The organism is Streptomyces sp. NPDC046977, assembly GCF_040644455.1.
Lineage (GTDB): Bacteria > Actinomycetota > Actinomycetes > Streptomycetales > Streptomycetaceae > Actinacidiphila.
The window spans coordinates 170,157-194,474 of the sequence record NZ_JBEYWO010000014.1; the positions used below are offsets into that span (position 1 = coordinate 170,157).

Genomic DNA, 24,318 nt, shown 5'->3' on the forward strand with positions numbered 1-24,318 from the left:
CTTGCCGACATCGCCATGAGGGAAGCGGTTCGACATCGGCGGGCTCGAGGTCTTCGCCGCGTACGTGCGCCACCCGGGCACCAGGCCCAACGACTTCATGCCGCGGGCCCTCCAGCGCGGCCGGTAGCCCCGAGTCGTCCGTCCGCGCCAGTCAGAAGAGAGGCAGCGCCGGGTCCTCAGCGGCGGGGGCGGCCACGTCGGCGCCGAGTTCCAGCTGGTGCGCACCGGTCGGCAGGTTCACGACCAAGCGGGAGCTGGAGCACGACACCAGAGCCCCGCCGTACTCGGACCGCATCCCGGGCTCGTCGTGACGCGACAGCCGGCCCCGGCCGAGGGTGCCGGCCACCGGGCGGGCCGCGATGGGCCTGCCGCATGTCGGGCAGGGGATGCGAGGCAGCTTCATGGCTCCAGTGTGCCGGGACCGTCTGACAGATGGCGCAGCCGCATCCTGGCCATGCGTGCATCGAGCGTCAGCAAGACCCGGTACTGCCCGATTCGGGTCATTAGCGCTTTACCTCGTAAACCCGGCTGATGAGTCCCTCCGTTGCCAGCCTCCAACTGTCCAGGCCGGCCCTGCTCGCGATATCCCGCATAGCCGCCTCGCCGGCGTGGTTGCCCAGTGCTTGAGGTCCCCTTTGTGCCATCGCGGACGGCAGGCACAGGACAGTGGACAGACCCGCGAACGCCCGGCCCACCGGGTTGATGCTGTCCTGGGGCCGATGCGAGGTATTCGGTTCCACAATCATGCAGGTCCCGTCCTTCGCCAAGGCCTGCTCGGCACGGTGCAGCACCTCGCCGGGATTTCCCATGTCGTGGAGGCAGTCGAAAAAGGTGATCAGGTCGTATTGATCACCCGGGGAGTCGCCGACTGTTGCAGCCTCGAAGGTCACGTGGTCAGCCAGACCGTGCTCCGTTGCCAGTTCTCGTGCCGCTTTGATCGACGGTTCGTGGAAATCAAAACCGTGGAAACGGGATTTCGGATAGGCCTCGGCCATCAGAAGAGTGGAGTATCCGTAACCACAGCCCACGTCCGCTACCGACGCCCCATGCTCCAATTTGTTCACGACGCCGTCGAGTGACGGCAGCCACTCATCCACCAGCGATGCCGCGTACGTGGGGCGGAAGAACGCCGCAACGCCTTCGAAAAGCGCATCGGAGTGGTGCTGCCACCCCACATCCTGTCTCCCGAGGAATGCCTCCACCAAGGCTTCCTCTGTGGCGTACAGAGCCTTCATCAAGGCGAACAGGCCCACGGCGTAGGCAGGCGAAGCAGGGTCGGCGAGAACCGCCGCGTGCTCGGCCGGCAGGGAATAGGTGTGTGCCTCCGCATCGAAGAGCACGTACTCGCCTGCGACCTGGGTGTCCAGCCACTCCCGCACGTATCGCTCGACAAGACCGGTCCGCTCGGCCAGCTGTGCTGAGGTCGTCGGGCCTGCCCCCGCCATCGCCGTGTACAGACCGAGCCGCCCTCCTATTGAGGTCGACAGTCCGGCAACGGCGGCCGCACCATCTCCAACGACGCGGCCAAGAAACGCCATCACCCGCTCCGGATCCACGGCTTCAGAACTCAGCGTCATAACCGCAACCCTCTCCGTGTGCAGTGATTTGCCACACCAAGGAAACAGTAACAGCGGTGTTCGACATGGGCATTTGTTCCCGCACGTCGAAGTGGGCGCCAGATCCTGATGTCCAGGTGTCGATGCGTCCCGCGCACGCCCCATCACCAGGTCATCACGATGATGTAAAAGAACAGGCGCTGACATGCAGTCGCGCTGACGTCTCGGAGGGCGAACGAGACTGTGGTTCCGGCGCGTTCCGTCCTGGTCGGCACACCGCCTCACGCTGAGGCCACTCGATTTGCGCATCGGGTGACATCGCCTAGGGTGGTGTTCCAGGCTTATGGAGGATTCCATGTCACTCATTCAAGTGAAGGCAATTAAAGGCGTCTACGACGAACGCCAGAAGCGGGAGATAATATCCAAGCTGACGGATGCGCTCGTTGAAATAGGCGGAGAGCATCTTCGGAGTGTGGTGGTAGTCACATTCGAGGAGGTGGAAAGCGGGTCCTGGGGGATTGCCGGAACCCCCGTAACGACGGAGGATGTGCAAAAAATGTCAATAAGTTGAGCATCGAAAACTGGTTGCATCAGCCAGGTAAACCAAGAACAGCGGAATCAAAAGGCCGCCCAGCTGCAGTCCGATCAGGACGCCCCGATGCCCCGACGCCCCCGTCCACGTGCCGCGGTCGGGGTCCACTTCCCGGAGAAGCCTGTACTGAAGTGCCCGAGGCGGCTCGGGTCGGCCGCGGCGTCAACCCGCCGAGTCCACGCTGAGCAGGCATTTGGCTGAACTGCCCCCAGTGTCGTGCAGTGTCGCCGCACACTGGCCGTGGTGGCTCCGTCGTGTCTCCCCCGTCGCGACGGGGCCACCGTCGTGCGCCGACCGTGAGGAGTCCCGGGTATGCGGGTGGATGACTGGCAGCTCACCGAAGACGTCGACGGCTTCCTTGCCGGGGCCGGGGACTTCCTGCACTCGCGTCCCGCCCTGCACACGCTGCTGCTCACGGTGACGGAGGTCCTGTGCGCGCGTGGAGCGGCCTCGAACGGTGCCCAGGCCCCCGTCTTCGGCAGCCTGGAGCACGCGGGCGATGTGGCCGCCGCCTTCTTCCGCACGCCGCCCCGCCGACTGAACCTCACCGAGCTCACCGTCGACCAGGCCGACGTGCTCGCGGCCCGCCTGTCCCACCTCGGCCACCGACTGCCGGGCGTCACCGCGGTGCATGACACGGCGGTCGCGTTCGCCGAGGCCTGGGGGCACCGCACCGGAGCGGTGCCGGTACTCGTCCAGCGGCGACGTCTGTACCGCCTCGGCACGTTCACCCCGCCCGAGCCCGCGCCGGAGGGCCGCAGCCGCGTCGCCGGCGTCGAGGACAAGCAGCGGCTGGCCCAGTGGCACGACGACTTCGCGGTGGCGACCGGAGAGGCCCCCGCCGGGGGCACCGGTCCGTCGGCCGGCTACCGGCGCTTCACGTTCTGGGAGACCTCGGACGGCACCCCCGTGTCGATGGCGGGCGTGACGCCGATGGTCGCGGGCCAGGTCCGCGTGGCGCCCGTCTACACCCCGGCCGAGCTGCGCGGTCGCGGGTACGCGGGCGCGGTGACGGCGGAGGTGAGCCGAGCCGCGCTGGCCGCCGGAGCAGCGGAGGTCGTGCTGTTCACGGACCTGGCGAACCCGACGAGCAACGCGCTCTACCAGCGCATCGGGTACCGTCCGGTCGCCGACTTCGCCTCGTTCGACTTCGCTTGAGCCACGGCTCGGCCCGGTAGCGCGTACCTGGGCAGGTGAATCCTGGCGCTGCCGACAAGCCGGTGGGGCTACTTGAGAGCTGGAGATACCCGTCGCCGGGAGAGGGACAGCCTGCGTCGCCGTCGATCGATTTCCGTGACGACGACTGCGATCTCCTCGCCGACTTGGACGACGTCCTCTGGAGCATCGACAGGCGGCCATGCCAGCTCGCGCAGAGGGACCAGTCCCTCCATGTCGTGGGTGATGCGGACGAAGGCGCCGAACGGGACCAGCTTGGTGACCTCACCCTGGATCGTCTGTCCCACCATGGCGGTGTCGGCGAACGTCTGGAAGGGATCGGGCTGCGTAGCTCGCAGGGAGAGCCGGGCTTCTCCGTGGGTTGTGTCGAACTGGAGGAACTCGCAGGACACGCTCTTCCCCACCTGAACGACGTCCGAGGCCGCCTCGAAGTGGCACCAGGACAGCTCTGGGTACGTGATGAACCCGACACCGGGGAAGAGCGGATGGTCCGGGCCGTCGTCCAGCGCCACGAATACACCGAACCGTTCGATCGATGCGATCGTCCCTGAAAGCACCGCACCGGTGCGGAGGGATTTCAGGAATGCCCAGAGCTCGGGGTGCTCCGTGGCGGCCATGGACAGCCAGGCTTGGCCCCGATCGAGATCGATTGCCGTCACCTCGGCGGTGATCCGCCGGCCGACGTCCATCGTTGCCCGCCGCCGGCCCCAGCCGCGGTCGAGCGATCCCACAAACCCGAGCGGACGCGCGGGGAAACCGTCCAGGGTCACGGACACCCATCGATCGAGCTCCGTCACGGTCCCACTGACGAGGTCGCCGACCCGGATCGCCGCCAGAAACTCACGAGATGCCACGTCGTCCGAGACTCGGCTCATGTCGACCACCCTCTCATGGGAAGCAGCACATCAGCCCAGGGGCTGGTCGCTGTCGGCCGCGGAATGTGGAACAGGCGCTTGAGAGGGCCCTGTGGCTGCGTCCCGATCTCCTCTTGACCTGTGGCTTCTCCTCGGCTGAACTGCTCGCACCGCGTGTATGAGTGGCGAACTGTCGGGGGCGGGCATGACGGCGTATCTGACTGAGGCTGATCCACTGTGGACCAGGCACTCCGGGGAAGCGGGGCACCACGGAGCCCCTGAATGGGGCCCGGAGGACTTGGAGCGCGCCGCGATGTTCCTGACCGAACTCGCACCGCAGGCGCGGCAGGTGTTCCACCACCTGCTGTGCAACCCTGGCAGGAGAATCCACTGCACGGAGTTGGTGGACGAGGCCTTGGGCGGCCCGAACGAGAGCGATCCGGCACGGCGCGTCGCAGGGGTGCTGTCCGGGATGAGCAAGGCACACGGCAACAGTGAGCGGCGGCTTCCGTTCTACTGGTGGGAGGCTCCTGAGGGCAGCGCCGGTGCAACGTACGCAGTCCGCCCCTCGGTGGCAGCGGTGTTCCTGGCCGCTCAGTGCAACTCCGCCTGACTGTACGGTTGCTGACGACTTGAAGCGGTGCACACCGAGTGGGAGGTCGCGGTTCCTTCGGCGCATACGTCTGATCGGTGTGGGTCCGGGTCAGGTCGAGGTGTTCGCGAGGGTGCGGGGGGATTTCAGCCGATGCAGCCGGGTACAGAACCCGTCGGGACGCAGTTGTTCGGTGTGTTGTCGTGGACCCGTGTGCGGATCGGTGTCACCGAGCCTCCTGGGTCAAGGTTGATGCCGCCGCCATTGCTCGCGGTGTTGTTGCGCACCTTCGAGTCGTTCAGTGTCGCCGCGGCATTTGCGCCGACGCTGACGCCGCCGCCCGTGGTTGCCGCCTCGTTGCGACGCACCAGCGTGTTGTTCAGCGTCAGCCGCGCCTCGACAATGGCCAGTTGGTGTGGGTCGGTGCCTTCACAACGAATGTCGGCCACCACCGCGACGGCGTCGGATGAGCGTTGCCTGCCGGTTCGATGACACCCGCACCGTGGCGGGCATCGTCACCGTCGGCATGAACGAGCGCGGCATGCGGTTCTCCGGTGCCGCCGCGCCGTGGCTGTCGGAGTAGGACCTGCAGGTGTTCGCCGCCTGCCGGTCCGGCTACCACATGACGAAGGGCGCCGGCAGCTGCTGTCCGTCCCGGTTCCCGGACACTCGTCCCCGCTCGTCGCGACAGCCGTCGCGGAGCGCTCGGACCTGGCTCTGGCCGCGTCCGCCGCCCTCCACCTGACCAGCGCGGACACCGTGTCCGGACAAGGCCCGGACACGGCGCCCCTACCGTGGACAGCCCTGTGGATCAGGCGTCGTCGGCCGTCTCGTTCACCACGGCCCTGAACGCGGACCCGAGCCCGGTCGACGTCCTCGACGCAGCCATGGAACGCCCCGACGCCGAGCGCCGCGCCGAAGCCCGTCGCCGAGCGGTACCCCGACAGCGAGGTCCGTGAGAAGCCGAAGACGCCGGCCGGCGCGACCGCCGAGGGCGCTCCCGCCTCCTGCCCGGTGAGGCCCGGCGCTACATGGCGCGCCGGGCCTCACACGGTCTACCACCAGATGACCACGTATCCGTCGCGGCCATCCTCACCTGTAGTGACGCCGCCGCCGCCGGCGCCGCCCGTGCCACCGACGCCTGCATCCGAGGGCGCTGGTTGCACGACGCCGTCCACTGTCGGGCGGCCGCCCACACCGGGCGGCTGGGTCGGCAGCTGCGGAGCGTTTCCGCCACTGGCGCCCTGTCGGGCCGTGCCCTCGTTGCCCTGACAGCTGGCGGTGCCACCCGCGCCACCCGTCTGTGTCACGAATCTCCCGCCCGTCCCGCCGTCGGCGATCACGAAGCCGCCAAGGCCGTTGAGGGCCCCGCTGGGGGTGCCCCCGAAGCCGTTCGAGGGCGCGGGTTGGCCGGGGCCTCCTACGCCCACGACCACGTTGACGAGAGTGCCCGGCTGGACCGGAAGGACACACCAGACAAAGCCTCCCGCGCCACCACCGGACCCGGCCATTGAGGCGTCGCCTCCGGAACCGCCTCCACCGCCGCCCCAGGCCTGGATAAAGACCGAGGTCACGTTGGCGGGCACCATGAGTGCAGTGTCGCCGTCGAAGACCCTCAAGCCGTGAGCGGGAGCGACACCGGGCGGCCCCGCAGGACCTTGATCTCCCGGGTCGCCCTTGGGCCCCGTTGGCCCATCCGGACCCTGCGGTCCGGCAGGTCCGGCGGGCCCCGCTGGGCCCTGTGGCCCGGGAGGCCCCGGACGACCAGGACGGCCCGGGTAACCGGGGCGGCTCGGGCAGAACCCGGGGAATTCCGGGAAACGGAAGCACGGGTCTTCAAGACCGGCGTAAGCGCGGGGCTTCACGGCATCAGCCTTGCCACCATTGGCGCTTCCCCCGTACGCCGCACCCGTCATGGCGCTGGACATCAAGGCCACGCTCGCGGCCACCGCCCACATCCGTATGCTGCCTCGGCGCCCCCGAACGGGCACCCGAGGCATGGTTGTTCGGGACAACACGTCACCTCCAGGAAAGGGCTCGTAGCGGGCGGCAGACGCCGCTCACCAGGAGAAAAGAGCTGACACACAGCGAGCCCACAGCAAGAATCGCCCTGCCTGTTGCGGCGTGCACATTGAGAAGCCGACTGGGTGACCAGGAACGAGCTTCGACGGCGGTGTCGACGCGAGGATGAAGACGCCGGCTGCCGAAGCCCGACCTTCTGACCGGCAGGGTCCGGTGTGCCGCACCACACGTAGGACCCGCGGTCACGGGCGGCCTCCGACGAGTCCAATTACCGCGACGAGGACTATGTCGATTGGCTCGGCCCCTCTGACGGGCCCAGGTGTGAAACGCCGATCACGCCGATCACGCCGATCACGTCGCGCACGCCGACCTTGCGGGCGGCGCTCACGCCCTCGGTCTTCGGGAACGTGTGGGTGAGGGATGGGCTGGCCCGGACTGAGAAGGGCTACAACCCACCCATGTCGCTGATGACGTGGTCTCCGCGATCAACTACGTGATGAACGCGGCGGGTTAGAGGCCTTGAGCAAGAAGTGACTTGGCCTCAGGCGAGCGGGTTGGCAGGCCGTCCGTCAACCAACAGCACGACGGCACTCGCTACGAGGCAGCGGCACGCAGCCGCACCGCCGCTCGCTGACCGTTCGGGCGGCGGTGACGGGGCCCGGCTTCCGGCGGGTAAGGCAGGTATCGACGCCTCGGCCGACCGCGGAAGCGGAACTGGCATCAGGACGCGGTGGCACAACAGCGTCCGCCGCACGAACCGGTCCGGCGCCGGGTCGGGCAGTGCTCTGGCTGTGACCACTGCCCGGCCCGGGATCTAACGGGACTGCGTCAACTGGCCTGCTGGCTCGTGCTCACAGGCGTCGTTCACCTCGTGGACGAGCCACTCGGGAAACGGGTCGCTTGCCGGAACGTCGTCCTCGTCGGCCATGAGACAGGCCGACAGCGCCGCGTGCAGGGCCTCCGCGCGCAGGCCCACTCCGATGAACACCAGCTCCTGGGCGTGGGGCGAGTCGGCCTCGAGGGCGCCGGAGGGCTCGAACCGTGCGACCGAACCGGCCTGCGACCACAGCCCCGTCACCTGCGGCCTGCTGGCCAGGCGAAAGAAGCCCTTGGAACGCAGGACCTGCCCGAAGGCGCCGCTGTCGAGACTGCCTGTGACGAAGGCCCACAGGCGAGCGGGATGAAAGGGGCGGTCGGAGCGGAAGACGGTGCTGGAGATGCCGTACTCCTCGGTCTCCGGCACATGGTCCCCGTTGAGTTCCATGACCCACCCAGGGGCTTGCTGAGCCCGTTCCAGGTCGAACCGCCCGGTGCCGAGCACCTCACGGACATCGACCTGACCGTGCCGGGCCGGCACGATGTGCGCGGCCGGGTTGAGGCGCGTGAGCGTGGCCTGGAGCCGGTCGGCGTCCCGGCCGTCCACGAGGTCCAGCTTGTTGAGCACGATGACGTCGGCGAACTCGATCTGGTCCACGAGCAGGTCACTGACCGTACGCTCGTCGTCCTCGTACTGGTCGAGTCCACGTTCGGCGAGACCGTCCCCGCCTGTGAGCTCGGTCAGGAAGTTCGCGGCGTCGACGACGGTGACCATGGTGTCGAGCCGGGCCAGATCGCCGAGCGTCGCGCCGTCGTCGCGGGGGAAAGCGAAGGTCGCGGCCACCGGCATCGGCTCGGAGATGCCGCTGGACTCGATGAGCAGGTAGTCGAAGCGACCCTCCCCGGCCAGCCGGGCCACTTCTTCGAGCAGGTCGTCCCGCAGGGTGCAGCAGATGCAGCCGTTGGTCATCTCGACCAGGCGTTCCTCCGTGCGGGACAGGGCCGCCTGGCCGCCACGTACCAGCGCGGCATCGATGTTGATCTCGCTCATGTCGTTGACGATCACCGCGACACGAAGGCCGTCCCGATTGCGCAGCACATAGTTGAGCAGCGTGGTCTTGCCCGCGCCGAGGAAGCCCGACAGCACCGTCACCGGCAGTCGATCGTGTGCCACGCCCGTCAGCTTTCCGGACGGAGCAGGCCCCGCTCGTAGGCCTTGGCCAGCCTGCGAGGCACCCGGTACACCGATCCGTCCACCACGACGGGGACCAACTCGGCGGGAGTGGCCTTCCATTGGGCCCGGCGATGGCGGGTGTTGCTGCGAGACATCTTGCGCTTCGGTACGGCCACGACAGATCACTCCTCGTTGAAGTCGAGGCCACGCTATATGAAAATGGTTTCCGTTCCAAAAAAGGTCACCACCGAAAGTGATCAGCGTGCCGTCGGCTGGGCCGTTCGCGTCGAGTGGGACAAGGTCGCGCCCCGGACATTGGTCACGAGGAACAGCAGCAGACCGGCCGTGGTCAGGGCGAAGCCGGCCCAGACGGTGGACAGGGGTCCCCAGCCCGCGTCGAGGGTGATGGCGCCACCGATCGCGCCGAACGAGTTGGCAAGGTTGAGCGCGGCCAGGTTGAGCGCGCCCATGAGGGTGGGGGCGTCCGGGCTGAGGGCGGTCAGGCGGACCTGGATGGTGGGGATGGCGAACATCATGGTGGCGCCGACGCCGAACAAACAGGGCAGAAGGACGGTCAGGTTGCTGCCGCCCACACCGATCAGTACGAGGAGCACCAGGACGCCGCCGTAGCCCCAGACGAGTCCGCGGCTCTCGTGCCGGTCGGCCACGCGTCCGCCGTAGTAGTTGCCCACCCCCATGCCGACGCCGAAGACGGCGAGTGCGATCGGGACAAGGGAGGCGTCGCGCAGGGCCGCATCGGTGATGAACGGGCCGATGAAGGTGTAGACGGCGAAGATGCTGGAGATCCCGAGCGCCGCGACGGTGACCATCAGCCAGACGCTGCCGCGACGCAGCGCGCCCAGCTCGTTCGTGATGGAGCTGCCGCGCAGGTCGCTGGTTCGCGGCAGCCAGGCGACCAGTGCGGCGCCGGCGACGAGGCCGATGGCGACCACGGTCCAGTACATGGCCCGCCACCCGGTGCTCTGACCGATGAAGGTGCTGAGCGGCGAGCCTACGATGGTGGCGACGGTGAGCCCGCCCATCACCGTGGCGAACGCCGTGCCGCTCTTTCCGGGGCCGTACACATACGCCGCGACGACGGCTCCGGCGCCGAAGAACGCCCCTTGCACACTTCCGGTGATGAACCGGAAGGCCACCAGCAGGGCGATGTTCGGCGCCAGCGCGGAGAGGACGTTGCCGACCAGGAACAGCACGATCAATCCGAGCAGCAGGGTGCGCCGGTTGACCCGGGCTCCCAGGAGGATGATCGCAGGGGAGCCGATCACCACGCCGACGGCGTAGGCCGTGACCGCGTAGGTCGCGACGGGAATCGCTATGTGCAGATCGGCCGCGAAGAGCTGGATGATGCCGTTGCTGCCGAACTCACCCGTGCCGATGGCGAAGGTGCCCAGTGCCAGGGCGAGCAAGGTCAGCCTCGGATTGCGGATCGGCGCTCTCGCCCTGGTGTGGCGGACCTCCTCGGCGGCACACTGGCCCTTGTACGCCTGCTGATGCATCGTTCGTCCTTTCCGGAAGAGGGCCCGTCGGCGTGTGTGCCGGCATGGGACGGCCCTCAGTTCAGGTGTGGGGCAGCGTCGGACGGCTGCGGCCCGGCGAGATCCGGACGATCCCCGGTGCCGCAGGAGCCTTGTGACCCTGGCGCCACTGAAACAACGGCGAAGGCCACGGCCGGGTCCACGCCCCACCACTCGCGGCAGGAGTCGAACCCGGCCGTTGGGCTCCGCTGTCCTCGGGCTTGTCAGCGTGCGGCGCCCTTGATGAACTCGGCCGTCACGGAGGGCTGCGAGATCATCGCGACGTGCGAGGCGCCGACCTCCTGGACGCGCGCGCCGGCCCGCTTCGCCATGAAGCGCTGGGCCGCGGCCGGCAGCACCTGGTCGTTGTGAGCCACGAGATAGTGGGAGGGAACGGTGCGCCAGGCCGGGGCAGCGGAGGGCTCGCCCAGGGTGCGGGTGTCGGCCGGACGTTGGCCGGCCCACATCAGTTCGGTCGTGGCTCTCGGCACATCGCCGGCGAAGACGTCCCGGAAGACTTCCTTCTTGATGTAGCCGTCGACCAGCCCGTCGCCGTAGGGACGGAAGTCCAGCGCGGCCTCGTTCAACCGGCTTCCCGGGTACCGGGTCTGCAGACCCAGCAGCGTCTCGTCCTGGTCCGGCATGAAGGCCGCCACGTAGACCAGTGCCGTGACGTCGGTGTTCCCGGCCGCCGCGTTCGTGATGACCATCCCGCCGTACGAGTGCGCCACGAGCACGACCGGTCCCTGCAGGGTGGCCAGGATGCCCCGCAGGTATGCGGAGTCGGAGGAGACGCTGCGCAGCGGATTCGCCGGCGCGATCACCGGGTAGCCGTCGCGGATCAGCCGGGTGGCGACGCCGTTCCAGCCGGACGCGTCGGCGAACGCACCGTGCACGAGCACAACGGTCGGCTTGGGTCCCTTCCCCCGGGTGTGCGCCTGCGCGCTTGTGGTACTGAGCAGGCCGGTGGTCGCGATTGCGGCGGATCCGGCCAGCAAGGTCCGGCGAGTGGTGGTCATCCGTTACACGTCCTTCAATTCAGCGGTGCCTTGAAGTGATCGTGGGCGAGCGTAGGGGCGGCTACTTGACGTGCCGTTGACGGTGCGGGGCGCGTGTCGCGTGGTGCCTCCATTGAGGATTCAGTCCCCATCAAGTCCGCGGATCCGGAAGGGCTCGCGTGGGGTGGGCAGACGTCCGTCGACGGTCCGGACAGGTACGCGCGCCTGCCCCACGCGGCCCCGTCAGGGCTCGGCCGGCCCCCTCTGCTCCTCGGGGCCCGTGGTCAGGCATGGACTCCGGGTCCTGAGAGGAGTCGTTCGGCGCGTCGCGCGAACAAGTGCGTCTCGCACGCGGTGGATTGCGTGTACGGCCCGTTCGGCGGCGGCCGGGACCGCGGTGAGGGGTGCACCGAGCCCCCGGCGCACAGGCCGCCCACATCCGCAGGAGCGGACAGCGCTACCGCTGGTCCACGGCCTGAGCGCGGCCGCCGGTGCGGCCATCGGGCCGCACCTCAGGGGGAGTTCGGTCCCGGAACCACACAGCGCGGAGTCGTGGACACGGATGTCAGCGGGATGTGCCGTCCGTGAGCGCTCCTGACCTCTGTGCACTGACGCCAAGGGCAACTGGCCTGTGCGACGTCGCGGCATCACGTGCTGGGCGACATGCCCGTCCCGAGCGTATGAGTGGGTCGGGTCCGGTGGCACGCACGCTTGGACCATTCGCGGTACTCGGGACCTCACACCGTGATCAGCGGGCTCTGGCCGGAGCGGGACTGTGAGTGCTGCGGTACGGCCCTTTGGCGGAGATGCGTGTTAGTTTCGTAGCTATTGCCAGATATGGGCGCGCTGGGCGTGGGCCACACACGCGTATCGGAGCGGACATGAAAAGGCTCGACGGGAAAGTTGCGGTAATAACCGGCGCCACAAGCGGAATCGGTGCCGCCATAGCTCAAAGATTTGTGGACGAGGGCGCCCAGGTGGCCTTGTCCGGCCGCCGGCTGGACAGTGGCCTGTCGACAGCCGAACGCCTGGGGGAAGCGGCTGTCTTTGTCCAGGCGGACGTGTCGGTCGAGAGTGACGTCCAGCAGTTGATGCGCTCGGCGGTCGACCGCTTCGGCGGGCTGGACATATTGGTGAACAACGCCGGGGCCCCGGCGACCATTGGTTCCGTCACCGAGATCGACCTCGACGCCTTCAGGCGCGTGTACGAAGTGAATGTCTGCGGCCCGATGCTGGGGATAAAGTATGCAGGCAGGTTCATGCGGGAGCAGGGCTCGGGGAGCATCATCAACATCGGCAGTGTCGCGGGAATGAGGGCGGCCATTACGGGGCTCGACTATTCCGTTTCCAAGGCCGCGCTGCATCATTTGAGCAACTGGGCGGCCGCGGAGATGGGGCAGTACGGGGTCCGGGTCAACACCATCAGCGTCAGCGGCGTCACGACGGGGATATTCGCCAAGGTCGCAGGGTACGGTGACGAGGAGTCCGAAGACGCGGAGGTGCTGGCGGAGGTTTCGAGGAGAATTCTTCCTCTTCTGAAGGAAGTCAGCCCGATTATGCGCGTTGGCGAACCGGAGGACGTCGCGGCCGCTGCCGTGTATCTGGCGAGCGATGAATCGGCCTATGTCAACGGCGACATTCTTCATGTCGACGGCGGCCACGCCCTCGGCCAGCCCTACTCGGTCATGCGAGAACAGCGATCCGCAATCGCCGCAGCGCTGCGCAACCGGCCAGGAGTCGCCGAACCTCCTCCACCGTGAGCCCGATGAACCCGACTGCCTCATCGGTTCCACCCCTTTTGGGGAGCCGCACTGCCGCGAAGCGTTCTCGCCGTCTCCGGCGTTGGCACCATCGGTCATGAGGCCACGGCCCGTTCGCGGGGCGCGTACTGCTGCGAGCGGTCATGGTTCGGCGGACACAGTGGTGGCAGCCTCGGAAACCCGGCACCGTACTGTGTGACGCGCGGGACGCCGAAGGCCTCCGACGCCGACGACAGAGAAGAGATGTCATGCACACCGCGGCCAATGGGACATGGCCTTCACCGTGGTTCCGGCAGTTGCGGAACTGCCCGGCCCCGCGGCTGCGTCTGGTCTGCTTCCCGCACGCCGGAGGCTCGGCCAACTTCTTCCGGCCCTGGTCCGGGCTCGTTCCCGACGACGTCGAGCTGCTGGCCGTGCGGTACCCGGGACGCGAGGACCGCTTCGCCGAACCGCAGGCCCGGAGCATGGAGGAGCTCGCCGAGCCGATCGCCCAGGCATGCGCGAGGCTCGCCGACAGCCCGCTGGTGTTCTTCGGGCACAGCATGGGTGCGTCCGTGGCATACGAGGTCGCGGTACGCCTGGCGGCGGGTCCCCGTGCCCCCGGACTCGCGGCGCTGTCCGTCTCGGGCAGGCCCGGACCGGGGAAGACCCGCTCCCGGGGTCTCGCCGACGCGACTGACGAGGAACTGGTCGCGGACCTCGTCGCCATGAGCGGCACCAACGCGGAGGCCCTGGCCAACCCGGAGCTCCGTGAGCTGTTCCTTCCGGTGATCCGGGCCGACTACCGCCTCCTGGACCGCTACGGGGACGATGTCGCGCCCCGGAGTCTGGACGTCCCGGTCGTCGCCTACTACGGCGACCAGGACGAGCACGTCGACGCGGACGCAGTGAACGCCTGGTCCGCGGTGACCCGGTCGGGCTTCGCCGCGCGCTCCTTCCCCGGTGGGCACTTCTACCTCGAACAGCACGCGGCACCGCTGGTCGCCGACCTCTTCGCCCGCCTCGACACGAGTGCGCCGCACCCGACTTCGGCCTGAGCACATGAAAACCCCTTGCGCTCCGAACCGCCGCTTGGTGTCGACCCGCGGGCAGTGGTGCGGCTGCCCGGCCCGCCGGAGCGGCCGGTCATGGACTGGGCGGAGCTGCTGAGTGCCGGCGCGCCGGGGCATCGTCTGAGCGAGTTCCGGGACATCCCGGCGGGCGTGGCTCTCGCACGGGTGGTGGTGGCCGCCGGGGTGTGCCGGTCGAGGTGGTGCCGGGGCCGGTGGACGAACTCCTCGGCCGGGCACTCGGCGCGGTGTTGCCCGCCGGGGAAGGCGCGAAGCGGTTGGACCTGGCGGGCCCGGGGTTCGGCGAGCCGGCTGCCGAGCTGGTGCTGGTCCCGGTCCATCCGCAGACCGGCTAGGTGCGGCAGCCGCGTACCGGGGCGGTGCCGGTACCCACGGAGGCCGGGCTCTGGACCGAGCTCGCCTTTCCGCCGTACCGGACCCGGCTGCCGGTGGTCGGCGGGCTGCCGGCAGGTGTGGAGCGGGACGATCCGCTGCCGCCGTACCCGTGGTACCCCTTCAAGCCGTCCAGGGAAGCGTTCCGGTACACGCTCGCGCGGATGCCCGCCGTCAGGGAACCGTGGCTGCGAGCGGTCTGCGAACGGGCCGCCCGATCGCGCTGAGAGGGCCCGGGTTCCGTGCCGCCGACGCGCTGCTCACCCACGCCCCTCCGCACCGGAACGGCTGTACCTGAGCAGGGACTTCCAGGAACGGTGCCGCTGGAACGGCGTCTCGAAGAACCGGGCGAACAGCCATGCGCCCAGCACCGAAACGGGCAGTGCCACGGCGAGGGCGAGCAAGAACGTGGGCAGGCCGGGGGCCACGAACCGCGGGGCGATGCGGCGAACGACGGTCATGACGATCGGCAGATGGATGAGGTAGAGGCTGTACGAGAAGCCGCCGAGGCCGCGCAGGGGCCGCGCGGTCAGCAGGCGTACGAGACGGGCGGGGCGTCCCGTGGCGACCGCGGCGAGCAGCATCGCCATGGCGGGTGCGACGGCAAGGTCGATCCAGAAGTAGTGGTGCGCCGTCCACACCGGTCCCTTGGCGATGACGACTGCGAGGACGGGAACGAGCGCCGCTGCCGCCGGCCAATGCCAGGGCAGGCGCCGCACCTTGGACGATGCGGCGACGACCCCGGCGGCCGCCACGCCGGCGACGAACGCGGGCGCGAGGTGCGGGGTCAGCCAGTTGTCGCCCTCCACGGGGGAGGCGTTGGCCGCCGTCAGGCCGCGGACGACGACCGGGAGCGTCACGCCGACGACCAGGGCCACGGCACCCAGTCGCCGCCGCACGAAGAGGAGGAGCGGGAAGACGAGGTAGAGCTCCGCCTCGACGCCGATCGACCAGAACGCTCCGTTCGGTGTCGGCGCGGTGACCATGTCCTGGGCGAGGAGCCCGTACACCAGGACGGACTCGCCCGTGGGCGGACCGAGATGCGAGGCAGGCACCACGAACCACGCGATGAGCAGGCTCATCACGAGTGCCGCCCAGTACGGGGGCAGGATGCGCCAGGCCCGGCGGCGCAGGAAACGGGCCAGTCCGTCGGTCCGCCAGCCGTTGCGCGCCGGGGACAGGGCGAGGGAGAAGCCGGAGACCACCAGGAAGAAGACCACGGCCAGCCGGCCGAACATCAGCCCGTCCAGCCACCAGGGAGCCGAACTGTGGGGGTAGCCCGGGAACGTGTAGAGCCAGCAGTGGAAGAGGACCACGTACAGAGCGGCCAGGCCGCGCAGGCCGTCGAGGCCCGCCACGTGCTGCTGCCGCACCTGTCCCGCCGGAACGGGCACGGGCACGGGCAGTGGCATGTCGAGGGTGCTGCCCGCGGGAGGACGGCTCGCCTGCACTGAGATCGTCCGGCCCCTTCTGTCGCAGGGCGGCGCACCGCCGACCCGGCGCGACCCGCAGTGACGGATACGTAGTGTGCGGCCGAGCGGTTCAACGGATTTTCCCCGAGTGCCCGTCCGGCACACCTTTTCGCAGTGAATGTCACGTTTTCGGCGAGTGCTTTGTCGTAAGGGGTGTGAGCAGGGCAGAGCCTGCCGACCCGAGGCCGTCGTCCGGTGCCCGGGACGCGACACGCCATGGCCCGGCCGGCATCCGAAGAACCCGCGGCCTCCCGGCAGTTCGCCCTGCACGGCTGAACCATCCGCTCGGAAAGGACCCCCATGTCCCGTCTTTCGATGTACCCCCGTGCCCGTACTCCGCTCGTCGTGCTGGCCACGGCCGCGGCCGCCGCCGGCCTCCTTGCCGCGTCGGTCGATGCGGCAGGCGCGACGAGCACGGCGAAGGCCGCTTCCCCACAGCGCGTCAAGCCGACCGTCGTGCTCGTGCACGGGGCGTTCGCCGACTCCTCCAGTTGGAACGGCGTCATCAAGAAGTTGAAGAAGGACGGCTACCCGGTGGTGGCCGCGGCCAACCCGCTGCGGAGTCTCAGCGGCGACGCCGCCTCCGTCAAGAATGTGCTGGCCGCCGTCGACGGGCCGGTGGTCCTGGCCGCCCACTCGTACGGCGGTGCGGTGATCAGCAACGCCGCCCGGGGCTCCGACAAGGTCAAGGCACTGGTGTACGCGGACGCGTTCCTCCCCGACAAGGGCGAGAGCGCCGACGATCTGGCGGGCAAGTTCCCGGGCAGTGTCATCGGGCAGGTGCTCCGGCCCGTCCCGATCACGAATCCCGACGGCTCCAAGGACGTGGACCTGTCCATAGACCAGTCCCAGTTCCGTCAGGCGTTCGGCGCGGACGTCCCGGCGAGCACCGCCGGCCTGATGGCGGTCACGCAGCGGCCGGGGACGGGCACGGCCCTGCACGAGCCTTCCGGTGAACCCGCCTGGAAGACGATCCCCTCCTGGGCCCTGGTCGGCACCAACGACCGGATCATCCCCCCGAAGCTGCAGGTCTGGATGGCCCAGCGCGCTCACGCCCACATCGAGACGGTCCGCTCCTCCCATGCCGTGACCGTGTCCCACCCGGACGCCGTCGCCCGCGTCATCGAGCAGGCGGCGCGGACGGTGCGCTGACCGGCACACGGGGCGGAGTGGGGCGGCCGCAGGTCAGGTGCGCCGCCCCACTCCGTGTCGCGGTGGCTCACCACCACGTGGTGGGGTAGACCTCTCGCTGCAGGCGGGACGAGGCCATCTGCGCCATGACCAGCAGGGCCAGTCCGGCGGCGAGCAGGGGCACGAAGAGATGGGCCGGCGGGTTCGTGAGCATGATCATGACGGCGGTCGCCATCGCGGGCGGGTGGGCCGCCTTGAGCACGAGGACGAGCCCGCAGGCGATGCCGCAGGCCACGGCGGCCGCCCAGGGGCCGTGCCAGCCGAAGGCGAGCACCACGAAGCTGACGAGGCAGGACAGCAGGTGGCCGCCGAAGACGTGGCGCGGCTGCGCGAGGGGCGAGCCGGGGGTGGCCGTGACGATGGCCGTCGTGGCCGCGAGCGGCGGTATCAGCACCGTCTGGTGGAGGAGCGTTCCCAGGGCCACCACGACGGCCAGTCCCAACGAGGTGGTGACGGCGGCCGACACGACCGTGCGCCGCGCCGGCCGCGGCTCCGTGGTGCGCCACCACCGGGCCGGCGCCCGGTCCGCGGGGCGGGCCGGGGCCTGCGCGGTCACGGTGGTCTCGGGCGGGCTAGTCGCCATGGCGCCGCCTCTCCCGATCGCGGCCCGTCGTGGGGCGGGATCCGGACACGGCGCAGGGTGGGGGAACGCGCGGGAGCAGCACGGGAACACCTCGGATTCGGCCCCGACTCCCGGACACGGCGGGTTCGTCGTCCGTGGTGTGGGGCACGCAGAAAATCCTGAGGTCCCGGCCCTCCGCGTGTCCAAATGCGGCTTTTTATCGCTTGATCGATACCGCCTATCGAGGCACTTCCGCCCGCATGCCCCGGCGTGGCGGTGGGGGTTGCTACGACGCCGCGACCCCGGCCTCCCGGCCCGCCTCCTCGGGGGCACCGGCCGTGAACGTGACCGGCAGCCATGACGGCCCGCGCAGTCCGCCCATCCGCCAGCGGATCTCCTCCGGCGGCACGGCGAGCGCGAGCCCGGGGAGGCGGCGCAAGGCCGTGCCGATCGCGATCTGGCCCTCCAGGCGGGCCAGCGGGGCGCCGAGGCAGTAGTGGATGCCGTGGCCGAACGCCAGGTGGGCGCTGTCGCCGCGGGTGATGTCGAGCCGGTCCGGGTCGGGGAAGCGCTGCGGGTCGCGGTCGGCGATGGCGGAGGCGATCAGGACGGTCGCGCCGCGCGGAACGGCCGTGCCCGCGATCTCGACGTCCTCCCGCGCGAAGCGCGCGATGCCGGGGCTGACGGGACCGTCCCAGCGCAGGAACTCCTCGATGGCGCCGGGCAGCAGTTCCGGGTCGTCCCGCAGCATGCGCAGCTGCTCCGGGTGGGCGAGCAGTGCCGCCACGCCGCCGCCGATCAGGTTGACCGTGGTGATGTAGCCGGCCACCAGCAGCAGGAAGCACATGGCGATCAGCTCGTCCTCGTCGAGCCGGTTCTCCTCGTCCCGGGCGGTGATGAGGGCGCTGAGCAGGTCGTCGCCGGGCCGGGCGCGCTTGTCGTCCAGGAGGCCGACCAGGTAGGCGCGCATCTCCCGCCAGGCCGCGTCGACCTTCGCCGGGTCCGGCGGCTCCGCCCCGCGCATGATCATCTCGTCGGTCCACCGCTGGAAGTCGTCCTGCTCGGTGGACGGCACCCCGAGCAGCTCGCTGATCACGGTGACGGGGAGCGGCAGCGCGAAGTCGGCGACGAGGTCGGCGCGCCCCTCGGGCACGATCGCGTCCAGCAGGCGGTCGGTGACCTCCTGGATCCGCGGCCGCAGCTCGGCGATGCGGCGGGCGGTGAACGCCTTCGAGACCAGCCGCCGCAGACGCGTGTGGTCGGGAGGGTCGGAGCGCAGCATGCTGCTCAGCATCGACTCGCGCTCCGTGACGGGCAGCATCCGCATGAGGCGGGGGTCGGACGCGTCGCGGACGTCGCTGCTCAGCCGGGGATCGGAGAGGGCGGCGAGACCGTCCTCGAAGCGTGTCACCAGCCAGGCCTCGACACCGCCCGCGATGACGGCCCGCCGTACGGGGCCCTCCTGGCTCAGTTCCCGGTACAACGGGAAGGGGTCCGCCACGAAGGCCGGGTCGGCGTAGGGGAGAAGGACCGGTTGCCGGCTCATCGTGCCTCCGGAACGTGGGGCTCGCGCGTCGGGACCGGCGCGCGAGGCTGTGATCACAATAGGAATATTATGTACCGATATGGCAGTGTCTGTGCACTGCCGGAGAGGGGCAGGGCGCCGATGGAACGGACCACGTGCTGTGTGGTGGGCGGCGGCCCCGCGGGCATGGTGCTCGCCCTGCTGCTCGCCCGTGCCGGGATCGAGGTCACCGTGCTGGAGAAGCACGGCGACTTCCTCCGCGACTTCCGCGGCGACACCGTGCATCCCTCGACCCTCGCCCTGCTGGACGACCTCGGTCTCGCCGAACGCTTCGCGGCGCTGCCGCAGCGCCGGGTGCGCACCCTCCAGCTGCCCGTCGGGACCGACGGGTCGCTGGTCACCGTCGCCGACCTCGAAGTGCTGCGCGGCCCCTACAACTACGTGGCGATGGTGCCCCAGTGGGACCTGCTCGGACTCCTCGCGGACGAGGCCGGGCGCGAGCCGTCCTTCGACCTGCGGATGAACACCGAGGCGACCTCCTTCCTCATCGAGCGCGGCCGCGTCACCGGGGTGCGCTACCGCACCCCGGAGGGACGCACCGGCGAGCTGCGCGCCGACCTCACCGTCGCCTGCGACGGCCGGGGATCACTGGCGCGCTCCCGGCCGGAACTGGGCCTGCGCCGCTACGACTGCCCCATGGACGCCTGGTGGTTCCGGCTGCCCCGGCACGAGGGCGACCCGCACGGTCTCGTCGGCGGCGCCGGCGACCGCTTCCTGACCGCGATGATCGACCGCGGCGACTACTGGCAGTGCGCCGCGCTCATCCCCAAGGGCAGCGACGCCGAGCGCCGCGCCGGCGGACTGGAGCGCTTCCTCACCGACTACGCCACCGCCGTGCCGTGGCTGGGGGACCGCACCGGCGCCCTGCGCTCCTGGGACGAGGTCAAGCTCCTCGACGTACGCCTGGAACGGCTGCGCCGCTGGCATCGCCCCGGACTGCTGTGCATCGGCGACGCCGCGCACGCGATGTCCCCGGTCTTCGGCATCGGCATCAACCTCGCCGTCGAGGACGCCGTGGCCACCGCCCGGCATCTCGTCGAGCCCCTGCGCCGCGGCGGCGTCGGCCTGCGCGACGTACGCGCCGTGCAGCGCCGCAGGCGGCCCACCACGGCCGCCACCCAGACCCTCCAGCGGATCGCCCACGCCCGGGTCATCGCGCCCGTGCTGCGCGGCGAGCCGCCGTTCGGCAGCGCCGCGCGCGGTCGACGCGTGGCCAACGCGCTCGCCGGCTCGCGCCGGCTGCGGCGGCTCCCGGCGTACTTCTTCGGGTACGGCGCCCTGCGCGAACGCCCCCCGGCCGCGTCCGTACGGTGAACTCCCGGGCGGAACGGGAGGTTTCGCCGCGCGGGCCGCTGCCTCGCTGCGACACTGGGGCCGTCCGGCGCACAGCGCGCGCGGTCGCCCCACGCAAGGAGCAGAACCCGATGCCGCTGAAGTCGTACGGAGTCCTGGTCGCCCGCGCGACCGGCGTCCGCCGGGAGGGTGCCTCCGACACCCCGCATTACCAGATCCACCTCACCGACGACGGCGGCACCCACTACCGCGCGGCCGTCAACGTCAGGTCCCAGGAGGAGCCCTCCGAACTCCTCTACCTCGTCGAGGACGACCTCCGGCACCCCCTCACCGGGCCCCTCGGTGACCTCGGAAGCGGCTGGAACACCCTCCCCGCCGGTCCCGGCGGCGCCAACCTCGACTACATCCGCGGCAATCTCCTCGACCCCGCGCGGATGCGCACCCTGCCGCCGGACGCCGAGGGCCCCGACAACGACCTCGCCGACCTCCTCGACCACTACGTGCGGCGCGCCGTCGCCGACCCGGACGCGCGGCTGTACGTCTTCGGCGAGCGCTGGGGCCCCGAACCGGGCGTCAAGGACAAGGTGTTCGGCTTCCTGCCCGGCAACGGCGTGCACGACATCCATATGAACCAGGGCAACAGCGGCCGGTTCCGCGGCGACGACGGCGTCTGGCAGGACGGCGGCCTCCTGATCCGCTTCCCCGGCGAGCCGCGCTGGGTCGGCATCTTCCTCGCCTTCCAGAGTCAGGCCTGGCACACCGACGACATCACCGGCCACGCCCTGGAGGACGCGGGCCCGCGACCCGGCGCGGGCGAGGAGCGCGTCCGTATCGTGGCGGCCCTCGCCAATCCGCCCGGTCCCGCCCCCGAGACGGAGACCGTCACGCTGCTCAACGCCTCGCCCGTCCCGGTCGACCTCGCCGGCTGGACCCTGCTCGACCGCCTGAAGAACGGCTGCGCCGTGCCCGCCGGACCGCTCCCGGCCGGCGCGGCCCTGGCCGTCACGCTCGCCGCCCCGCTCCAACTGGGCAACCGCGGCGGCGCGATCACCCTCCTCGACGCGGACGGCCGCAAGGTGCACGGCGTCTCCTACACCGCGGAGCAGGCCGGGCGCGAGGGCTGGACGATCGTTTTCTGAGGAGCCCTTGCGACACACCGGGCGGCTCCGCGCCGGCATGATCGCGACGGGCTTTATCGGCTGATAAAGTCCGTCGTTACGCGGGTGAACCGGCCGGAACGGCCGAACAGCCCGCCCCCGGTCGGAGTCGGAGGAGCACATGCTTGCGGTCGACGTCCGGCAGTCGCTCCGCGACGGCCGGACCGTGGCGGAGGGCGCGGGGCGCGGCTGGCGCTTCGCGGCGCGCACCGTCGCCACGCACGGCGACTTCCTGCTCGCCTTCGTCGACGGAGGGGTGTGCGTCGGCGCCTTCGAGATCCGGGGGAGCCGTTGCGACGACGCGGCGGACGGCCGCTTCGTCTTCGACCTCGCCCCGGCCCGCCGCTTCCAGTGGGCACTCGGCCACCGGCTGCCGCTGCCCCCGGGACGCAACCCCGCGCGCATCCTCACCGGCCAGCACCTGCGCACGTTCCTCGACGCCGCGCCGCGCGACGTCCACCGTTCCGGGGAGGCATGACGCGATGACGAAGTCCCAGCGCCCCGACCCCGTCGACGCCCTCCTGCGGACCGGGCCCCGCCGCACCGTCCTCCCCGAGCCCGCCGAACGTTCCCGGCTGCGCACCGCGTACGGCCTCACCCAGGCCGAGATCGCCGAGGCGCTCCAGGTCACCCGCACCACGGTGGCCGGCTGGGAGGCCGGCCGCAGCGAACCGCAGGGTGCCACACGGGCCGCGTACGCCAAGCTCCTGGACGGCATCGCCGGGCAGCTCGCGCAGGACGCGGCACCGCAGCCGCAGCCCGCACCACAGCCGGAGCCTGAGCCGGAACGGCAGCCGCAGGCGCCGACCGCCCCCGCCGCGCGGGCGCCGCAGGCGGGACGCCCCACCCGGGGCGCCGAACAGGAGGCGCCGGACCCGCGGTTCGTGAACGGCCCGCTGGCGGTGCTGGACGGCGACGGATCGGCGTACGGAGCCGGCGGCCTGGTGCTCACCTGCCCGGCACAGGACATCCCGTCCCTGGTGGAGTGGACGCTCGCGGAGGCACGTCTCGGCGCGGCGCGGCTGCACCGCAACGGCAAGGACGCCGACCCGCTGATCGTGCTCACCGCCGCGGCGGCCGAACGACTCGGCCTGCCAGCGGAGTTGGAGGACCGCCGCGGCCTGAGGCTGCCCGCGGACCACGCGGTCGTGCGGCGGATCACGCGGGCCGGATGGCAGCTGACCCAGCGCGGCTTCGGCCCGTGGGCCCGGGTGTTCCGGCCCGCGGAGGGCGGCCGGCGCCAGTGCGTGCAGCTGGCCGTCCTGCCGTGGGGGGCGCTGGACACGAGGTCGTGGGGCGCTGCCGCCGGCCTGCCGGCGCCCGAACTCGCCCAGATGCTCGCCGCCTACGCCTCCCGTGTGCTGACCCCGCGCGGCTCGACCGCCGTGTCCGGGCTGGAGCTGATGACCGCCCTGCGCCCGCCCACCCGGGCGGTGAAGGACCCGGCGACCGGGGCATGGGTCTCCGCGCCGAACCCCGGCGCGCTCACCGGTCCGGCCGACCCCGCGCCGCCCGAGGCCCCCGACGAGCACCCCGTCGTCGCCGCGCTCCACCCCCGCGGCCACCAGCGCACCCCGGACCAGGTGCTGGACGAGGAGGCGTACGACTGGATCCGCGACCCGGAACTCCTCACCGACGCCGAGTGCGCGCAGCCGTACGCCGTCGGCGTCGACGTCAACATGGCCTTCGCCGCCGCCGCGAACCGGCTCAGCGTGGGGCTCGGCGAGCCCGTGCACGTGAAGGCACCGGCCTTCGACAAGTCGTTGCCCGGGTGCTGGCTGGTCGACCTGTCCGGCCTCGACCTCGACCCGCGGCTGCCGAGCCCCTTCACCCCGCACGGCGGCCGCCCCGAGGGCCCCGCCTGGTACGCCACGCCGACGGTGGCCTACGCCGCCGAACTCGGCTACGGCGTCGCCCCCTTGGAGGCGTACGTACGGCCCGAGCACGGGCCGTACCTCGACGCCTGGTACACGCGGCTGCGCGACGCCTATCTGGCCACCATGGGCGAACTGGGCGTGGTCCCGGGCATGCCGGAAGGCGAGTTCCTGGCCGCGATGGAGTGCCACAAGCGGACCGACCCGGCGCGGGTCGCGCTGCTGTCGGCGATCAAGGCCACCGTCAAGGGCGGCATCGGCAAGCTCCGCGAACGTCCCCAGGGCGCCGGCTACCGGCCCGGCGAGCGCTGGCCGGCCCTCGAACGCCCCACCTGGCGCCCCGACATCCGCGCCGCCGTCATCGCCACCGCCCGCGTCAACATGCACCGCAAGATGCTCAGGCTCGCCGCCGTCGGCCTGCACCCGATCGCGGTGCTCTCCGACTGCGCCGTCTACCTGTCCGACGGCCCCGGCCCCCTGGACTTCCTGCCGTACAGCGCCGACGGCAAGCCCCTGGCGGGCGGTTTCCGCCTCGGGGTCTCGCCCGGCATGGTCAAGCACGAGGGCACCCAGTCGCTGATGTGGGCCGCCGAACTCCTGGAGGACGGGCACAATCCCGCCCGCCACATCAAGGGCACCGACGCCGCCGCCGACGGCGAGTAGGGAG

23 protein-coding genes are annotated in these 24,318 nt (G+C 70.6%); 12 read left to right on the forward strand and 11 right to left on the reverse strand.

Features of this window, described 5'->3' with window-relative positions:
- Positions 1-151: 151 nt before the first annotated feature.
- Together ABZ883_RS22255 and ABZ883_RS22260 are read right to left on the reverse strand one after the other, a co-directional pair.
- The gene (locus ABZ883_RS22255) at positions 152-403 is read right to left on the reverse strand and encodes a hypothetical protein (protein ID WP_360908578.1); all 252 of its coding nucleotides are present in this window, start codon (positions 401-403) and stop codon (positions 152-154) included.
- A gap of 100 nt (positions 404-503) precedes the next feature.
- Positions 504-1,577, reverse strand: coding sequence for a class I SAM-dependent methyltransferase (locus tag ABZ883_RS22260; RefSeq protein WP_360908580.1), 1,074 nt, complete (start codon positions 1,575-1,577; stop codon positions 504-506).
- Between the two features lie 334 nt (positions 1,578-1,911).
- On the opposite strand from ABZ883_RS22260, the gene ABZ883_RS22265 reads away from it, so the two are divergent.
- Positions 1,912-2,127: a tautomerase family protein gene (locus ABZ883_RS22265; protein WP_360908582.1), complete on the forward strand. Its 216-nt coding sequence runs from the start codon at positions 1,912-1,914 to the stop codon at positions 2,125-2,127.
- 333 nt (positions 2,128-2,460) lie between these two features.
- A complete protein-coding gene (locus ABZ883_RS22270) occupies positions 2,461-3,306 on the forward strand; it encodes a GNAT family N-acetyltransferase (protein WP_360908584.1) in 846 nt (281 codons plus the stop codon).
- A gap of 68 nt (positions 3,307-3,374) precedes the next feature.
- Here ABZ883_RS22270 and ABZ883_RS22275 read toward each other — a convergent pair whose 3' ends face one another.
- Positions 3,375-4,199: a S1 RNA-binding domain-containing protein gene (locus ABZ883_RS22275; protein WP_360908587.1), complete on the reverse strand. Its 825-nt coding sequence runs from the start codon at positions 4,197-4,199 to the stop codon at positions 3,375-3,377.
- Positions 4,200-4,476: 277 nt separating this feature from the next.
- Here ABZ883_RS22275 and ABZ883_RS22280 point away from each other — a divergent pair, with 277 nt between their 5' ends.
- Positions 4,477-4,791 (forward strand): DUF6416 domain-containing protein, encoded by a 315-nt coding sequence (locus tag ABZ883_RS22280; protein WP_360908589.1) that lies wholly within the window; start codon positions 4,477-4,479, stop codon positions 4,789-4,791.
- A 125-nt stretch (positions 4,792-4,916) separates the two neighbouring features.
- Here ABZ883_RS22280 and ABZ883_RS22285 read toward each other — a convergent pair whose 3' ends face one another.
- The 5 genes from ABZ883_RS22285 to ABZ883_RS22305 all read right to left on the reverse strand — a co-directional run bounded on the left by ABZ883_RS22285 (position 4,917) and on the right by ABZ883_RS22305 (position 11,336).
- Positions 4,917-5,222, reverse strand: coding sequence for a hypothetical protein (locus ABZ883_RS22285; protein WP_360908592.1), 306 nt, complete (start codon positions 5,220-5,222; stop codon positions 4,917-4,919).
- A 2,384-nt stretch (positions 5,223-7,606) separates the two neighbouring features.
- The gene (locus ABZ883_RS22290; RefSeq protein WP_360908595.1) at positions 7,607-8,782 is read right to left on the reverse strand and encodes a GTP-binding protein; all 1,176 of its coding nucleotides are present in this window, start codon (positions 8,780-8,782) and stop codon (positions 7,607-7,609) included.
- 5 nt (positions 8,783-8,787) lie between these two features.
- Positions 8,788-8,958, reverse strand: a complete 171-nt coding sequence (rpmF, locus tag ABZ883_RS22295; protein WP_360908597.1) for a 50S ribosomal protein L32 — start codon at positions 8,956-8,958, stop codon at positions 8,788-8,790.
- A gap of 81 nt (positions 8,959-9,039) precedes the next feature.
- Positions 9,040-10,299 (reverse strand): MFS transporter, encoded by a 1,260-nt coding sequence (locus tag ABZ883_RS22300; RefSeq protein WP_360908599.1) that lies wholly within the window; start codon positions 10,297-10,299, stop codon positions 9,040-9,042.
- A gap of 242 nt (positions 10,300-10,541) precedes the next feature.
- The gene (locus ABZ883_RS22305; protein WP_360908601.1) at positions 10,542-11,336 is read right to left on the reverse strand and encodes an alpha/beta hydrolase; all 795 of its coding nucleotides are present in this window, start codon (positions 11,334-11,336) and stop codon (positions 10,542-10,544) included.
- An 860-nt stretch (positions 11,337-12,196) separates the two neighbouring features.
- Here ABZ883_RS22305 and ABZ883_RS22310 point away from each other — a divergent pair.
- The 4 genes from ABZ883_RS22310 (at position 12,197) to ABZ883_RS22325 (ending at position 14,744) form a co-directional block, all read left to right on the forward strand.
- Entirely contained in the window at positions 12,197-13,075 is an 879-nt protein-coding gene (locus tag ABZ883_RS22310) for an SDR family oxidoreductase (protein ID WP_360908603.1), read from the forward strand.
- A gap of 248 nt (positions 13,076-13,323) precedes the next feature.
- Positions 13,324-14,112, forward strand: coding sequence for an alpha/beta fold hydrolase (locus ABZ883_RS22315; protein WP_360908605.1), 789 nt, complete (start codon positions 13,324-13,326; stop codon positions 14,110-14,112).
- A 200-nt stretch (positions 14,113-14,312) separates the two neighbouring features.
- Positions 14,313-14,480, forward strand: coding sequence for a hypothetical protein (locus ABZ883_RS22320; protein ID WP_360908607.1), 168 nt, complete (start codon positions 14,313-14,315; stop codon positions 14,478-14,480).
- Positions 14,481-14,744, forward strand: coding sequence for a hypothetical protein (locus tag ABZ883_RS22325; protein ID WP_360908609.1), 264 nt, complete (start codon positions 14,481-14,483; stop codon positions 14,742-14,744). It abuts the gene before it with no gap.
- Between the two features lie 33 nt (positions 14,745-14,777).
- On the opposite strand, the gene ABZ883_RS22330 is transcribed toward ABZ883_RS22325, so the two are convergent.
- On the reverse strand, positions 14,778-15,929 hold the full coding sequence (locus tag ABZ883_RS22330) for an acyltransferase (RefSeq protein WP_360908611.1): 1,152 nt from the start codon (positions 15,927-15,929) through the stop codon (positions 14,778-14,780).
- 360 nt (positions 15,930-16,289) lie between these two features.
- Here ABZ883_RS22330 and ABZ883_RS22335 point away from each other — a divergent pair, with 360 nt between their 5' ends.
- Positions 16,290-17,141: an alpha/beta hydrolase gene (locus ABZ883_RS22335; protein ID WP_360908613.1), complete on the forward strand. Its 852-nt coding sequence runs from the start codon at positions 16,290-16,292 to the stop codon at positions 17,139-17,141.
- A 67-nt stretch (positions 17,142-17,208) separates the two neighbouring features.
- On the opposite strand, the gene ABZ883_RS22340 is transcribed toward ABZ883_RS22335, so the two are convergent.
- Both ABZ883_RS22340 and ABZ883_RS22345 read right to left on the reverse strand, forming a co-directional pair.
- Positions 17,209-17,763, reverse strand: a complete 555-nt coding sequence (locus tag ABZ883_RS22340; RefSeq protein ID WP_360908615.1) for an HPP family protein — start codon at positions 17,761-17,763, stop codon at positions 17,209-17,211.
- Between the two features lie 265 nt (positions 17,764-18,028).
- Positions 18,029-19,288, reverse strand: a complete 1,260-nt coding sequence (locus ABZ883_RS22345; RefSeq protein ID WP_360908617.1) for a cytochrome P450 — start codon at positions 19,286-19,288, stop codon at positions 18,029-18,031.
- A gap of 120 nt (positions 19,289-19,408) precedes the next feature.
- Between ABZ883_RS22345 and ABZ883_RS22350 the strand changes: the two genes are divergently transcribed.
- The 4 genes from ABZ883_RS22350 (at position 19,409) to ABZ883_RS22365 (ending at position 24,314) form a co-directional block, all read left to right on the forward strand.
- Positions 19,409-20,641, forward strand: coding sequence for an FAD-dependent oxidoreductase (locus ABZ883_RS22350; RefSeq protein WP_360908619.1), 1,233 nt, complete (start codon positions 19,409-19,411; stop codon positions 20,639-20,641).
- Between the two features lie 110 nt (positions 20,642-20,751).
- Positions 20,752-21,759, forward strand: coding sequence for a DUF2278 family protein (locus tag ABZ883_RS22355; protein WP_360908621.1), 1,008 nt, complete (start codon positions 20,752-20,754; stop codon positions 21,757-21,759).
- A 139-nt stretch (positions 21,760-21,898) separates the two neighbouring features.
- The gene (locus ABZ883_RS22360; RefSeq protein WP_360908623.1) at positions 21,899-22,255 is read left to right on the forward strand and encodes a hypothetical protein; all 357 of its coding nucleotides are present in this window, start codon (positions 21,899-21,901) and stop codon (positions 22,253-22,255) included.
- 4 nt (positions 22,256-22,259) lie between these two features.
- On the forward strand, positions 22,260-24,314 hold the full coding sequence (locus ABZ883_RS22365) for a helix-turn-helix transcriptional regulator (protein WP_360908625.1): 2,055 nt from the start codon (positions 22,260-22,262) through the stop codon (positions 24,312-24,314).
- The last annotated feature ends 4 nt before the right edge of the window (positions 24,315-24,318 follow it).